This window comes from Pantoea sp. Fr-CA_6, assembly GCF_024520895.1.
Taxonomy (GTDB): Bacteria; Pseudomonadota; Gammaproteobacteria; order Enterobacterales; family Enterobacteriaceae; genus Pantoea; species Pantoea agglomerans.
The window spans coordinates 243,839-256,998 of sequence record NZ_JALNPO010000001.1; the positions used below are offsets into that span (position 1 = coordinate 243,839).

Sequence of the window (13,160 nt, forward strand, 5' to 3'; positions counted from 1 at the left end):
TGCACACATATTAGCCATTAATCGTATCGTTTTGGCTAATGCGTTAATGAATTGTGAAGGCTAGATTGAAAATGAAACAGCGTTTTAATAATTCATCAGGACAGACTGCCACAGGAGCTTAACCGTGAAGATCAGCGCCATTGATGTCACCCTTTTTACCTATCCCACCCAGCGTTGCGCCGACAGCGCAGGACACTCACACCCTGGCCCGGAAAATGATGCGCAGATGGCGCTACTGACCCTGACCAGCGAGGAAGGCGACTGTGGTTACGCCTTTGCGCCGCCGGAAGTGGTGCGATCCCATGTGGTTAATGCCTTTTTCCGCAAAGTGCTGATCGGTCAGAACGCCTTTGACCGGGAGCGTCTTTGGCAGGATCTGGTGCACTGGCAGCGCGGTAGCGCCCATCAGCTCACCGAGCGGGCGCTCTCCGCTGTGGAGCAGGCATTGTGGGATCTGATTGGACGGAAGCTGAAACAGCCTGTCCACAAACTGCTGGGCGGCTATCGCGAGAAAATCCCGGCTTACGGCAGCACCATGTGTGGTGACGAGCTGAGCGGTGGATTATCAACGCCGGATGAGTATGCGCAGTTCGCGGAAAAACTGGTGGCGCGTGGGTATCAGGCGATCAAGTTGCACACCTGGATGCCGCCAGTCTCCTTCGCACCCAGCCCGGCGATGGATATCAAAGCGTGCGCGGCGGTGCGTGAAGCGGTGGGCCCCGATATCGCGCTGATGCTGGATGGCTACCACTGGTACAGCCGCAGTGACGCGCTGACCATCGGCAAGGCGCTGGAAAAGCTTAATTTCGCCTGGTTCGAGGAGCCGATGGAGGAAGAGAGCATGGCCTCTTACGCCTGGCTGGCCGAAAACCTCTCTATCGACGTGCTTGGTCCGGAGAGCCTGGGCGGTAAACATCACAGCCGCGCCGACTGGGTGCGTGCCGGAGCCTGCGACATTCTGCGAGCCGGTGCCAACGGCGTAGGCGGCATCTCGCCCACCCTGAAAGTGGCGAATCTGGCTGAAGCCTTTGGCATGGATTGCGAAGTGCACGGCAACGGTGCGGCCAGCCTGGCGGTGGTCGGGGCGATCCGTAACTGCCGCTGGTATGAGCGCGGCCTGCTGCATCCCTTCCTGGATTATGAAACCCCGCCCGCCTACCTCAACAGCCTGATCGACCCGATGGACGATCAGGGATTTGTCACCCTGCCCACCCGCAGCGGGCTGGGGGAGGATATTAACTTCAGCTGGATTGAGACGCACACGCTGAACCGCTGGTAAATCGCACTACCGAAGTACGGCAAACAATAATAACCCCGTCGCCCGCCTGCTGCCTGCCATCCCGGTGGCCAGCAGCAGGCAGAGTCGTAAACGGGAAAACCTCTGACCTGCTGGACTTTACCTATGACCCTGACACAACGATGTGGCGCGTGGCTGATCACGCTGCTGGTGCTGACGGGCAGCGCGTCAATCCAGGCAAAGACCCCGGATGACCAGCTGATCGTCGGCATGAATATGAATAACCTGCTCACCCTGGATCCGGCCGCTATGACCGGCAACGAAGTGGTCGGCATTGTCGTGAATCTCTATGACGGACTGGTCGAGCTGAACCCGCAGCAACTCACCGAGGTGCGCCCGGCGCTGGCGGAACGCTGGTCAGTCAGTCCGGATAACCGCACCCTGACTTTTCACCTGCGCGACAACGTCAGGTTTCACTCCGGCAATCCGCTGACCAGCGCCGATGCAGTCTGGTCGATGCGGCGGGTGCTGCATCTGAACCTGGCGCAGGCGTCGGTGTGGAAATCGTACGGTTTCAGCCGTGACAACGTTGACCAGATGATTACCGCACCCGACGACCGCACGCTGGTGATCACCCTGCCCAGACCTAACGATCCGCAACTGGTGATCTACTCGCTGGCGGCGCTGGGCAGCATGGTGGTGCTGGACAGCAAAACAGTGCAGCAGCATGAGGTGGATAGCGACTGGGGCAACCGCTGGCTCACTACCCATGAAGCGGGCTCCGGCCCGTTCCGGCTGGATGTATGGCAGGCAAAAGATGTGCTGCGCATGAGTCGTGCGGCTGATTACTGGCGCGGCGAGGCGAAGATGTCGCGGGTGGTGTTCCGCCATCTGCAGGAGTCGCAGACCCTGCGGCTGATGATGGAGAAAGGCGATCTGGATATCGCCAGTAACATGGCGATCCCCGACGTGCGCGCCCTGCGGCACGACCCCGATCTCACCATTGATGCGGTAAGAAAAGGAACGATCTACTACCTGGCGATGAGCATGAAAGATCCACACTTCGACAATATCAAAGTGCGGGAGGCGGTACGCTACCTGGTCGATTATCAGGGCATCAATAAAAGCCTGATGACCGGCTATGGCGAGCTGCATCAGCGCCCGATTCAGGCTGGCATGCCCGCCACGCTGCCCGATCCCGGTTACCGGCTCGATGTGCCGCGCGCCCGCGCACTGCTGGCTGAAGCGGGTTATCCGGATGGCTTCGACACCACGCTGCGGGTGCTGGCCGATCAGCCATTTCTGAACATCGCTATCGCGGTGCAGTCGACGCTGCTCCAGGGCGGGATCCGCGCAAAAATCATCACCGGCACCGGTAACCAGATCTATGGCGCGATGCGCGACCGCCAGTTCAGTCTGCTGGTCGGACGCGGCGGCAGCGGCGTGGAGCCACATCCCCACTCCAGTCTGCGCGCGCTGGTCTATAACCCGAATAATGCTGACAGCGCCCGGCTGACCAACTTCCAGGGCTGGCGCACCGGTTTCTACGACGCACAGCTCAACAGCATGATCGATCAGGCGCTGGTGGAGCGCGACAAAACCCGCCAGCAGCAGGCCTATTACGCCATCCAGCAGCGCTATGACCAGCTGGTGCCTGCACTGATGCCGATTTCACAAATGCTCGACTCCGTGGTGGTCAGCAACCGGGTGCAGGCTTATCAGCCGCATCCCTCAGCGACCACCTTCCTCCGCGATGTCTGGAAAACCCCCGAAGCCAAAGCGGGAGGCACCCTATGATCCTGACCCTGACCCGAACTCAGTGCCGCCGCATCAGCCATCGCGCGGTGCAGGTAGTGATTACCCTGTTCGGCCTGCTGCTGCTGACCTTTTTTATTGGCCGGGTAATGCCGCTGGATCCGGTGCTGGCGATTGTCGGCCCTGACGCCGATCAGGCCACCTATCAGCAGGTTTATCACCAGCTCGGCTTTGATAAACCGCTGTGGGTGCAGTTTGGCATCTACCTTAACGCGCTGCTGCATGGGGATCTCGGCCATGCGCTGCTCACCGGTCAGCCGGTGGTGCATGACATTGTGCGCGTCTTTCCGGCAACCGTAGAGCTGGCCACGCTGGCGATTGTGATTGGCGCAGGACTGGGCGTGCCGCTGGGTGTGCTGGCGGCGGCGCGTCGCAACAGCGTCATCGACTATGTGGTGCGGATGCTCAGCCTGGCCGGTTACTCCACCCCAATATTCTGGGTCGGCATGATTGGCCTGCTGCTGTTCTATGCCCATCTCGGCTGGGTCGGCGGCGCAGGTCGGGTGGACTTCAGCCTGGATGGCATCGTGCCACGTCGCACCGGCTTTATGCTGATTGACGCCCTGCTGGCGGGCAACAGTCAGGTGTTCTGGAATGCGCTGAATCATCTGGTGCTGCCCGCCTCGCTGCTCGGCTTTCACTCCATGGCCTATATCAGCCGCATGACGCGCAGCTTTATGCTCGCGCAGCTGTCGCAGGAGTTCATTCTGACCGCGCGGGTCAAAGGCCTGACTGAATGGCAGGTGATCTGGCAGCACGCCTTCCGCAATATCCTGGTGCAGCTGCTGACCGTGGTGGCGCTGGCCTATGGCTCGCTGCTGGAGGGCGCGGTGCTGATTGAAACCGTCTTCTCCTGGCCCGGCTTTGGCTCCTACCTCACCGGCAGTCTGATGCTGGGCGATATGAATGCGGTGATGGGCTGTGTGCTGGTGGTGGGTCTGATTTTTGTGCTGCTTAACCTGATCTCCGACCTGCTCTATCAGGTGTTCGATCCGAGGACCAAAGTATGACGATCTCTTTTGACGCTGCGTCTGTGAGTCATTCCCGTGAGCGGCTGGTGCGCTGTCAGCGTTTTGCTGCCCGCTGCGGCTATTTCCTCTGGCGCATGGCCTGTAATCCCCTGACCGCGATTGGTGGTGGCATTGTGCTGGTGCTCTGCATCGTGGCGCTGTTCGCGCCCTGGATCGCGCCGTATCATCCGCTGGTTCAGGATCTGAACAATGCGCTGACGCCTCCCGGCGCGGCCCACTGGTTCGGCACCGACGAGTTTGGCCGGGATATCTTCAGTCGTCTGGTGTGGGGCGCACGCATCACGCTCTACATCGTGCTGCTGGTATCGGTCACCGTCGGGCCGCTGGGCCTGCTGCTGGGCGTCACCGCCGGTTATTTTGGCGGCAAAGTCGACGGCGTGCTGATGCGCGTCACCGATATCTTTATCTCCTTCCCGAGCCTGGTACTGGCGCTGGCCTTTGTTGCCGCGCTGGGGCCGGGTCTGGAGCATGTGGTGATCGCCATTACGCTCACCGCCTGGCCACCCATAGCCCGTCTGGCCCGCGCTGAAACGCTGTCGCTGCGTCAGGCGGACTTTATCTCGGCGGTGCGCTTACAGGGCGCGTCGCCGCTGCGGGTGCTCTGGAAGCACATTATTCCGCTCTGCCTGCCGTCGGTAATTATCCGCATCACCATGAACATGGCGGGCATTATCCTCACCGCCGCCGGGCTGGGGTTTCTCGGGCTGGGCGCGCAGCCGCCGGATCCGGAATGGGGCGCGATGATCGCCAGTGGCCGCACCTACATGCTGGAGTGCTGGTGGGTGGTGACCGTTCCCGGTCTGGCGATCCTGATTAACAGCCTGGCATTTAACTTCTTAGGAGATGGCCTACGTGACCTGCTCGATCCCCGCAGTGAGTAACGCCTCGCCGTTGCTCGACGTGCGCGATTTGCACGTAAACTTTGTTAACGGACGCCAGATAACCCCGGCGGTGCGTGGCGTCTCCTTTCAGCTCGATCAGGAGAAGCTGGCGATTGTCGGTGAGTCCGGCTCCGGTAAATCGACCGTGGGTCGCGCCCTGCTGCAGCTGCATCCGGCTAAGGCGCGCATTGAGGCGAGCCGGATGCAGTTTGGCGATATCGACCTGTTGCACGCCAGCCCGGCAGAGATGCGCGCTATTCGTGGCAAACGCATCTCGATGATTATGCAGGACCCGAAATATTCGCTGAATCCGGTGATCCGGGTTGGCGAACAGATTGCCGAAGCCTGGCGCAGTCACCATCGCGGCCAGAAATCGGCGGCACGTCAGCGGGCGCTGGCGATGCTGGAGGAGGTGCAGATCCGCGATCCTGAACGGGTATATCAGCTCTATCCCCATGAGATTTCCGGCGGTCAGGGGCAGCGCGTGATGATTGCCATGATGTTGATCACCGAGCCGGAACTGGTGATTGCCGATGAGCCCACCTCTGCGCTGGATGTCTCGGTTCGCCTGCAGGTGCTGGCGCTGCTGGATGATCTGGTGAAAGCGCGCGGTCTGGGACTGATTTTTATCAGTCACGATATCAATCTGGTGCGCAGCTTCTGCGATCGGGTGCTGGTGATGTATGCCGGGCGCGTAGTGGAGTCGCTGGCCGCCAGCGAACTTGACCGCGCGCAGCATCCCTACACCCAGGGACTGCTGGCAGCACTGCCCGACCTTGATCGGCGGCGCACGCGTCTGCCGGTGTTACAACGTCACGCCAGCTGGCTAACTGACTAAGGAGTTACGATGATTGAGGTGAAAAATCTCAACCTGAGTTTTGGTGAAGAGGGTCGCCGTAATCAGGTGCTGTTCGACGTCAGCCTGCAGGTTAAACAGGGTGAAATCTTCGGGCTGGTTGGTGAGTCAGGCTCGGGTAAAACCACGGTGCTGAAGTGTCTGGCGGGCCTGTTTAATCACTGGCAGGGAGAGCTGACCATTGATGGCCAGCCACTGGCGCACCGCATCGATCGGGCGCGCTGCCGTCAGGTGCAGATGGTGTTTCAGGACCCTTATGGCTCGCTGCATCCGCGTCACACGCTGGGCGATATCCTTGAAGAGCCATTACAGATTCAGGGTATCGGGCAGCGCCAGCAGCGCGTCGTGGCGATGCTGGATAAGGTCGGGCTGAATCGTGCCTGGCAGACGCGTTATCCGCACCAGCTTTCCGGTGGTCAGCGTCAGCGCGTGGCGATTGCCCGGGCGCTGATTTTAGAGCCGCGCGTGCTGCTGCTTGATGAGCCGACCTCCGCGCTGGATGTTTCGGTGCAGGCTGAGATCCTCAATCTGCTCAGCGATCTGCAGCAGCAGGAGAACCTGACCTATCTGATGGTGACACACGATCTCGGCGTGGTGGCGCACCTCTGCCATCGCGTAGCGGTTATGCAACAGGGCAAGGTGCTGGAGACGCTGGATGTGCCGACGCTGGTGGCCGACCGGGCCGCGATGCCCTACACCCGGATGCTGGTAGAGGCGAGTCGTCATTACAATCCGGCGCTGGCGCAACAGAGCTGACGTTCAGCTGATGTCGGGAAAGAGAGAATAAAAAAGGCCGGTCAGACCGGCCTTATGACCCCGGATGCGTTAGTGGGTCAGCTGACGCACAAAAGCGACGATTTCCTGATTTTTGCCATGCTCAAACAGACACTGCTGGAAGCGTGGGCCACTAACGGCAGTACGCACCAGTTCAGGGTCGATGGTGCGCAGCGTGTCGAGGTAGTTCTCTTTGATCACGGCAGCTTTGACCTGATTCAGCAGACCGGCATTACGCACCTGCGGCTCTTTACGCTCTGGCGGATAGCCATTGCCCTTCTCGCCGGTGAAGGCTTTTTCAAAGATAAAGCGCAGGTTAAGTTCAGCGCCCCAGCCAAAGCCTTTGGCGAACGGCAGAGATAAGGCATTACCGTTGTTGATCTGGGCAAACAGGTAGGCATCCGCCGGATCGATACAGTAGCCGCAGACAACGCCCGGATGAATGTTAAGCGACATCAGCGCGCCCTGCCCGGTGCCGCAGCCCGCGACCACGAAATCCACGGCCTGGCTGTTGAGCAACACGCTGGCCTGAATGCCGAGATGAATATAGGTCAGGTGGTGATCCTGCTCATCGCTCATACCGACGTTGAAGACCTGATGGCCCAGCGGCTGTGCGACGCCTTCCAGTTCTTTCAGCACGGTAACGTTTTTAGCGGCCTGGCTGTTTTCCATCATTAACGCGATTTTCATGATCTACCCTTATAAATTAATTGAAACACCGTTTCATTTTAGTGAAAAACCACTAAAGTGCATAAACTAATTCACCCGAGTGCTGTGAGATCCATCACAAAACGGTCACCGCAGCAGGGGCAACCGCAGGAGGATTGCGATGTTTATCTACCATAAAGAGCGACCACTGGAAGATCTGGGCAACGGCGTGACCCGCCGCGTGCTGGCGTACGGCGGCACCATGATGGCGGTAGAAGTGATTTTTGAGAAAGAGGCTGTCGGCCCGCTGCATCACCATCCCCACGAGCAGCTGACCTATGTGCTGAGCGGACGTTTTGCCTTCACCATCAATGGTGAAACGCGTGAGGTGGGCGCAGGAGATACGCTCTATAAAGCGCCCAATGTGGTTCATGGCTGTGTCTGTCTTGAGGCGGGCACGTTACTGGATACGTTTACACCGCAGCGCGAAGATTTCCTGACCGCTAAATAATGCAGGCGGCCCGGTGGGCCGCCTGCTGACCTGACGCAGGACTGACCTGGTTTTTCCCGTCTCCGCATCCGGCTTCAGGCCCGCAGAATTTTTCTGAAATTCCTTCTCCCGCTAACTTAATGATTAGCTGACATTTACGCCGCAACCGCGCTGCGCTTAGCTTCGTCCTGAAAATCAATCGGGCAGATTTCTGTACAAATTCCGGATCGTTGTATAAGTTTAATAGCAATCGCCGAACATTTTTTAACCCGAAACAGGACAATATTATGCCAATGCAAAACACCCTCACGTTGCCGGTGAATCACAGTGGCCCGGTCAAAAATGAGTTTAGTTCATCCTTTGCCGTGTCTGAACAGGACAAACTCAACTTTCTGATCGAAGAGTTACTGGAAGCGGGCAAGGAAAAAAGCTGTATGGAACTGCTGCGCCACCTGGCATCCGCAGACAGTGCAGAAGAAGAGGCATGCTGCCGCGAACTGCTGACGTTGCTGATGGCACAAAAATGAAGTCAGTTGCCAGCTGTTCAGCGCCGATTCACCCCTTTCTGAAAGCGTATCTGATATTGCACTCAACGCCTGACCGCACTTCCCCGTTCAGGCGTGTCAACATGCCCAGCGAAAGCCGCGGTTTTTGCTGAATGCAGTAAAGCCCGCAGCAGCAGAGACTGTTACGCGCGGTAAATCCGGGTTTTACTCACCAGCAACTTTATGCCTCTCATTGCTTATCTCTCCCCTGTTTTGTTAGCCTGAATCCCGCTTCGGCGAGACCTGCTTTACTTTCCCTTCGCGTAATGCGCGCGGTTCACTATCAGGCTGACACAGGAGTGATATGACCATGACTTTTGCCCCCGCCACGCTGCATCTGCTGTGTGGAAAAATTGCCTCCGGGAAATCGACGCTGGCGGCGGAGCTGAGCGCCGCCCCCGGTTGCGTGGTGATCAGCGAGGATCAGTGGCTCGCCGCGCTTTATCAGGACGAGATGCAGTCGGTGGCCGATTACGTGCGCTATGCGGCAAAACTCAGAAAGGCGATGACGCCTCATCTGGTCGCGCTGCTTAACGCAGGGGTGTCGGTGGTGCTCGATTTTCCTGCCAACACCCGGGCGAATCGCGACTGGATGATGTCGGTGATTAAGGCATCCTCTGCCGACCATCGCCTGCATTATCTGGACGTACCGGATGCGCTGTGTAAATCGCGCCTGCACGCCCGAAATCAGGGCGGCGAACACGCCTTTGCCGCAACGGACGAGCAGTTCGCGCTGATTACCCGCTATTTCGAAGCGCCGCAGGAGGAAGAAGGCTTTAACCTGGTGCGCCACGGTTAATGCCTTCTGGCGCGGGATCTTAAGAGAGGTCGAGTGCCGCGAGCACGTCAGCAATCTGCTGGCAGTCCGCCGCGGAGAGCGGCTGCAGCGGGCGCGGCAGGCAGTCGCGTTCGGTCAGTCCCAGCAGCCCCGCCGCGGCGCTGATCACCCGGAAACTGCCGCCATGCTGGCGGAACAGCGCCCATAACGGCTGCAGGCGATCGGACTGCGCCCTGACGCTCTGATGGTCGCCTGCGGCCGCCGCTTCGGTCATCGCTTTTGCAACGCGCGGAAACAGTCCGCCGCACACCGAATACCAGCCATCACAGCCCGCAATCAGCCCGTTGGCGGCAGAAGCATCGCCGCTGACGCCAATCGACACGGAATCTGGCAGCGTGCCGCGCAGCTGAGCGAGGCGATCGTTAGCCGCAGATTGCTCCGCCGGTACCCCAGGAATTTTCACTGACCCGACACCGGAAAGTGCGGCGATCCGGCTCAGCAGCGCATCGGAAAACGTAAAATGGGTGGTGCCGGGATTGTCATAGATACAGACTGGCACCGAGGCGTGTCGCGTTACGGTCTCGAAAAGCGTGAACACCTCATCTTCATTCAACGTCTGATAACCCAGCGGCGGCAGCAATAACGCGGCCGCGCCCGCCTGTTGCGCGTCCTCCGCCAGCGCCAGCACCTCGTCAGTGCCCACCGCACCAATGCAGATCATCACCGGAATCGACTCTGCATGTTCCACCGCCAGTCCTGCGATGCGCCTGCGCTGCGCGCGGGTGAGATAGGCGTAGCTGCCGGTGGACCCCAGCACGCCAAGGGAATCGACTTTTGCATCAGTCAGCCTGCGCAGCAGCCGCAAAAAAGCCGCTTCATCGGGCTTGCCTGCCGCAAAGGGAGTAAGGGGGAACGCACTGAGTCCGCTGAACATATCATCTGCTCCATTACAAGATTGCACCGGCTGGAGGTCGCCCCTGCAGCCATATTTCGTTACCGGCCGAAGCATCAACCCGCCCCGCCCGCTATTTTTGCGCTATCACCCAAAGGAGGATAGCGATGATTGCCGTACTATTTGAAGCCGAAGCCCGACCCGAACACCAGATGCGTTACCTGCAACTGGCTGCCGACCTTAAACCGCTGCTGATGCAAAACAGCGGGTTTATCTCTCTTGAGCGCTTTCAAAGCCTGACCGATGAGAAAAAAATTCTCTCGCTCTCCTGGTGGCGCGATGAAGAATCGGTGCTGGCCTGGAAGCGCAACCTTTGTCACCAGGCCGCACAGCGTGAAGGCCGCGAGACCCTTTTTGCCGGTTACCGTCTTCGCATCGTCACGCTGATCAGAGAATATGCCTCACAACAGGGAGTAAATTAACATGTTCGATATTCATGTCATCCTGCAAAATAGTCCAGGCACACTTTCCCGGCTCACCACGCTGCTGGGCCGTCATGGGATTGGCCTGGAAGGCGGCGGCCTGTTCTCCTTTGGTGAACAGAGCCACGCTCATTTTCTGGTTGAGGAAGGCGAACGGGCGCGGGCCGTGCTTGAAGCAGAAGGTATCGCCGTCGAGGCAGTTAACGTCCCGCTTATTCGCAGGTTACCGCAACAGCGTCCCGGCGAGCTGGGGGCGATCACTGCACGCCTTGCCGATGCCGGAATCAACATCCTGGTGCAATACAGCGATCACGCTAACCAGCTGATCCTGATTACCGATAACAATCGATCAGCCGCCGGGCTGACCACAGAATGGGCACTGTAATCTGATGGCAACTCCACAACCGCATAACGCACCTGACGATAGCGAAGCACTTGAGAATGCGATTGTGGGCGTCGCCGCCGCAATGGCCGATGCGTCACGGGTGAAGATGCTGTCCGCGCTGATGGATGGACGCGCCTGGACCGCCACCGAACTCAGTGCCATCACCGACGTGGCGCCCTCAACCGCCAGCGCCCATCTGAACCGGTTGATCACCAGCGGCTTGATCGTCTGCGTGGCGCAGGGGCGTCACCGTTATTACCGACTGACCGGCAGTGACATCGCTGCGCTGATTGAGAACATGATGGGCGTGTCGTGGCGACGGATTGCCGCGCCGGCGAGCACCACCCCGACATCGCTTCGCTCCGCCCGCACCTGTTACGACCATCTGGCCGGTGATATTGCAGTGCAGATCTATGCCGCAATGGCGCAACAGGGCTGGATCACACCGGAAGGCAGCGCTGTCACCCTGTTGGGTCTGCAGCAGTTTGCGGCGTTGCAGATTGATCTGTCCCAACCCGGACGCCGCAGAGCCTGCTGTGGCTGTCTCGACTGGAGTGAGCGCCGGTTCCATCTCGGCGGCTACGCGGGTGCAGCACTGCTGAGTGCCTTTGAAACGCAAGGCTGGCTAACCCGGCAGCCTGGCTACCGTGAAGTGGTGTTTACCGTAGCGGGCGTCCGACATTTACATCAGATTTTTGGCATAACCTTTCCCTGACGCCTTGCTACCTGCGTTCTGAACCCTCTTTGCCGCCAGACTCTGCGCTGATGGCCTCAGACAAGCCAGATTCCGCCTGTTCACCTGCAACACGCTTATGAAATCTGTCACATTTCCGCAAACTCCTCTCAGACCCACTAACAGGCACAAAAAAACCATCCCGCCATTTAACCTGTTGAATGCGAAACACTTTAAGTGATAACGCCTGGCAATCATGCGGCTGGCACATTAATCGATGCCCTTTTTGCACTTATTTAGCGCCGGGCGCTGATCCACTCTTCAGTGACAGGCGCGGCAAAAAGCGTCAAACCTTACTGGAGTTACTGATGCAGACAACCTCACCCATGACTCACCGCGCCAGGATTGGCGCAATATTCCGTGTTACCTCAGGCAACTTTCTCGAACAGTTCGACTTCTTCCTGTTCGGTTTCTATGCCACCTACATCGCCCATACCTTTTTCCCGGCCAGCAGTGAGTTCGCCTCACTGATGATGACCTTTGCCGTATTTGGCGCAGGGTTCCTGATGCGCCCGATTGGCGCGGTAGTGCTGGGCGCGTACATCGATAAGGTCGGTCGTCGTAAAGGGCTGATCGTCACGCTCTCCATCATGGCGGCAGGCACCTTTATGATCGTACTGATCCCCTCTTACCAGAGTATTGGCCTGTGGGCGCCGCTGCTGGTGCTGATCGGTCGGTTGCTGCAGGGCTTCTCCGCCGGTGCAGAGCTGGGCGGCGTGTCGGTCTATCTGGCAGAGATCGCCACACCAGGCCGAAAGGGCTTTTACACCAGCTGGCAGTCGGGCAGTCAGCAGGTCGCGATTATGGTGGCGGCGGCGATGGGCTTTATCCTCAACGCGGTGCTGGAAGAGAGCGCCATCCGTGAATGGGGCTGGCGCATTCCGTTCCTGTTTGGCTGCCTGATTGTGCCGTTTATCTTCCTGCTGCGTCGCAAGCTGGAAGAGACCCAGGAGTTCAACAACCGTCGCAGCCATCCCGATGTGAAGCAGGTGTTCCGCATCCTGCTCGCCAACTGGCAGGTGGTGATTGCCGGGATGCTGATGGTAGCAATGACCACGACAGCGTTTTACCTGATTACGGTTTACGCGCCGACCTTTGGCAAGAAAGTGCTGCTGCTCAGCGCCTCTGACAGCCTGCTGGTGACGTTGCTGGTGGCGGTATCGAACTTTATCTGGCTGCCGATTGGCGGTGCGATCTCCGACCGCTTTGGTCGCAAGCCTGTGCTGGTCGCCATGACCCTGCTGGCAATAGTCACCACCTATCCGGCTCTGAGCATGCTGGCCGCCGCACCGGGCTTCTCGATGATGCTGGGCGTGCTGCTGTGGCTTTCAATGATCTATGGTCTCTACAACGGCGCGATGATCCCGGCGCTGACCGAAATCATGCCAGCGGAAGTGCGCGTGGCGGGCTTCTCGCTGGCCTATAGCCTGGCAACTGCGCTGTTTGGCGGGTTTACGCCGGTGATGTCAACCGGCCTGATTGAGATGACCGGCGATAAAGCCTCGCCAGGCTACTGGATGAGTTTTGCCGCAGTCTGCGCCCTGGGGGCAACACTTTACCTCTATCGTCGTACACGCAGTGCCGTATCACCTGCCCATGAAACCGCTAGCTGA

15 protein-coding genes are annotated in these 13,160 nt (G+C 59.0%); 13 read left to right on the top strand and 2 right to left on the bottom strand.

Translation table 11 applies throughout. The features are described from left to right. Positions 1–124: 124 nt before the first annotated feature. The 6 genes from NR201_RS01130 (at position 125) to NR201_RS01155 (ending at position 6,576) form a co-directional block, all read left to right on the top strand. Positions 125–1,279 carry a mandelate racemase family protein gene (locus NR201_RS01130; protein ID WP_010244993.1) on the top strand — a complete coding sequence of 385 codons (1,155 nt, stop codon included), beginning with the start codon at positions 125–127 and terminating at the stop codon, positions 1,277–1,279. Between the two features lie 123 nt (positions 1,280–1,402). Then, a complete protein-coding gene (locus NR201_RS01135; RefSeq protein ID WP_256849278.1) occupies positions 1,403–3,034 on the top strand; it encodes an ABC transporter substrate-binding protein in 1,632 nt (543 codons plus the stop codon). Continuing rightward, complete coding sequence (locus NR201_RS01140; protein WP_010245000.1) at positions 3,031–4,062, top strand: ABC transporter permease; 1,032 nt, start codon at positions 3,031–3,033, stop codon at positions 4,060–4,062. Before NR201_RS01135 ends, NR201_RS01140 begins: the two co-directional genes overlap by 4 nt. Continuing rightward, positions 4,059–4,964, top strand: a complete 906-nt coding sequence (locus NR201_RS01145) for an ABC transporter permease (RefSeq protein WP_010670128.1) — start codon at positions 4,059–4,061, stop codon at positions 4,962–4,964. Before NR201_RS01140 ends, NR201_RS01145 begins: the two co-directional genes overlap by 4 nt. Next, positions 4,936–5,802 (top strand): ABC transporter ATP-binding protein, encoded by an 867-nt coding sequence (locus NR201_RS01150; protein ID WP_158149743.1) that lies wholly within the window; start codon positions 4,936–4,938, stop codon positions 5,800–5,802. The genes NR201_RS01145 and NR201_RS01150 overlap by 29 nt, the downstream gene beginning before the upstream one ends. A gap of 9 nt (positions 5,803–5,811) precedes the next feature. After that, entirely contained in the window at positions 5,812–6,576 is a 765-nt protein-coding gene (locus tag NR201_RS01155; RefSeq protein ID WP_010245009.1) for an ABC transporter ATP-binding protein, read from the top strand. 69 nt (positions 6,577–6,645) lie between these two features. On the opposite strand, the gene NR201_RS01160 is transcribed toward NR201_RS01155, so the two are convergent. After that, on the bottom strand, positions 6,646–7,284 hold the full coding sequence (locus tag NR201_RS01160; protein WP_122888893.1) for an RpiB/LacA/LacB family sugar-phosphate isomerase: 639 nt from the start codon (positions 7,282–7,284) through the stop codon (positions 6,646–6,648). Between the two features lie 139 nt (positions 7,285–7,423). Between NR201_RS01160 and NR201_RS01165 the strand changes: the two genes are divergently transcribed. The 3 genes from NR201_RS01165 (at position 7,424) to NR201_RS01175 (ending at position 9,076) form a co-directional block, all read left to right on the top strand. Then, positions 7,424–7,753, top strand: a complete 330-nt coding sequence (locus NR201_RS01165) for a cupin domain-containing protein (RefSeq protein ID WP_010245017.1) — start codon at positions 7,424–7,426, stop codon at positions 7,751–7,753. Between the two features lie 266 nt (positions 7,754–8,019). Then, the gene (locus NR201_RS01170) at positions 8,020–8,259 is read left to right on the top strand and encodes a hypothetical protein (RefSeq protein ID WP_010245020.1); all 240 of its coding nucleotides are present in this window, start codon (positions 8,020–8,022) and stop codon (positions 8,257–8,259) included. A gap of 322 nt (positions 8,260–8,581) precedes the next feature. Continuing rightward, positions 8,582–9,076: an ATP-binding protein gene (locus NR201_RS01175; protein WP_010245024.1), complete on the top strand. Its 495-nt coding sequence runs from the start codon at positions 8,582–8,584 to the stop codon at positions 9,074–9,076. Between the two features lie 19 nt (positions 9,077–9,095). Here the strand turns inward: NR201_RS01175 and NR201_RS01180 are convergent, their stop codons facing one another. Then, positions 9,096–9,989: a dihydrodipicolinate synthase family protein gene (locus tag NR201_RS01180; protein WP_179257538.1), complete on the bottom strand. Its 894-nt coding sequence runs from the start codon at positions 9,987–9,989 to the stop codon at positions 9,096–9,098. Positions 9,990–10,114: 125 nt separating this feature from the next. Between NR201_RS01180 and NR201_RS01185 the strand changes: the two genes are divergently transcribed. The 4 genes from NR201_RS01185 (at position 10,115) to NR201_RS01200 (ending at position 13,160) form a co-directional block, all read left to right on the top strand. Beyond that, complete coding sequence (locus tag NR201_RS01185; protein ID WP_010245030.1) at positions 10,115–10,429, top strand: antibiotic biosynthesis monooxygenase; 315 nt, start codon at positions 10,115–10,117, stop codon at positions 10,427–10,429. Between the two features lies 1 nt (position 10,430). Continuing rightward, positions 10,431–10,814 (top strand): amino acid-binding protein, encoded by a 384-nt coding sequence (locus tag NR201_RS01190; protein ID WP_010245033.1) that lies wholly within the window; start codon positions 10,431–10,433, stop codon positions 10,812–10,814. Between the two features lie 4 nt (positions 10,815–10,818). Next, positions 10,819–11,529 carry a helix-turn-helix transcriptional regulator gene (locus NR201_RS01195; protein WP_256849279.1) on the top strand — a complete coding sequence of 237 codons (711 nt, stop codon included), beginning with the start codon at positions 10,819–10,821 and terminating at the stop codon, positions 11,527–11,529. A 323-nt stretch (positions 11,530–11,852) separates the two neighbouring features. Continuing rightward, positions 11,853–13,160 (top strand): MFS transporter, encoded by a 1,308-nt coding sequence (locus NR201_RS01200; RefSeq protein ID WP_122888982.1) that lies wholly within the window; start codon positions 11,853–11,855, stop codon positions 13,158–13,160.

What these genes read in the sequence shown, in the direction of transcription:
- NR201_RS01145 (WP_010670128.1), top strand. Translation starts at nt 4,059, where the DNA reads ATGACGATCTCTTTTGACGCTGCGTCTGTGAGTCATTCCCGTGAGCGG.
- NR201_RS01175 (WP_010245024.1), top strand. Translation starts at nt 8,582, where the DNA reads ATGACCATGACTTTTGCCCCCGCCACGCTGCATCTGCTGTGTGGAAAA.
- NR201_RS01170 (WP_010245020.1), top strand. Translation starts at nt 8,020, where the DNA reads ATGCCAATGCAAAACACCCTCACGTTGCCGGTGAATCACAGTGGCCCG.
- NR201_RS01190 (WP_010245033.1), top strand. Translation starts at nt 10,431, where the DNA reads ATGTTCGATATTCATGTCATCCTGCAAAATAGTCCAGGCACACTTTCC.
- NR201_RS01195 (WP_256849279.1), top strand. Translation starts at nt 10,819, where the DNA reads ATGGCAACTCCACAACCGCATAACGCACCTGACGATAGCGAAGCACTT.
- NR201_RS01135 (WP_256849278.1), top strand. Translation starts at nt 1,403, where the DNA reads ATGACCCTGACACAACGATGTGGCGCGTGGCTGATCACGCTGCTGGTG.
- NR201_RS01160 (WP_122888893.1), bottom strand. Translation starts at nt 7,284, where the DNA reads ATGAAAATCGCGTTAATGATGGAAAACAGCCAGGCCGCTAAAAACGTT.
- NR201_RS01180 (WP_179257538.1), bottom strand. Translation starts at nt 9,989, where the DNA reads ATGTTCAGCGGACTCAGTGCGTTCCCCCTTACTCCCTTTGCGGCAGGC.
- NR201_RS01140 (WP_010245000.1), top strand. Translation starts at nt 3,031, where the DNA reads ATGATCCTGACCCTGACCCGAACTCAGTGCCGCCGCATCAGCCATCGC.
- NR201_RS01165 (WP_010245017.1), top strand. Translation starts at nt 7,424, where the DNA reads ATGTTTATCTACCATAAAGAGCGACCACTGGAAGATCTGGGCAACGGC.
- NR201_RS01185 (WP_010245030.1), top strand. Translation starts at nt 10,115, where the DNA reads ATGATTGCCGTACTATTTGAAGCCGAAGCCCGACCCGAACACCAGATG.
- NR201_RS01155 (WP_010245009.1), top strand. Translation starts at nt 5,812, where the DNA reads ATGATTGAGGTGAAAAATCTCAACCTGAGTTTTGGTGAAGAGGGTCGC.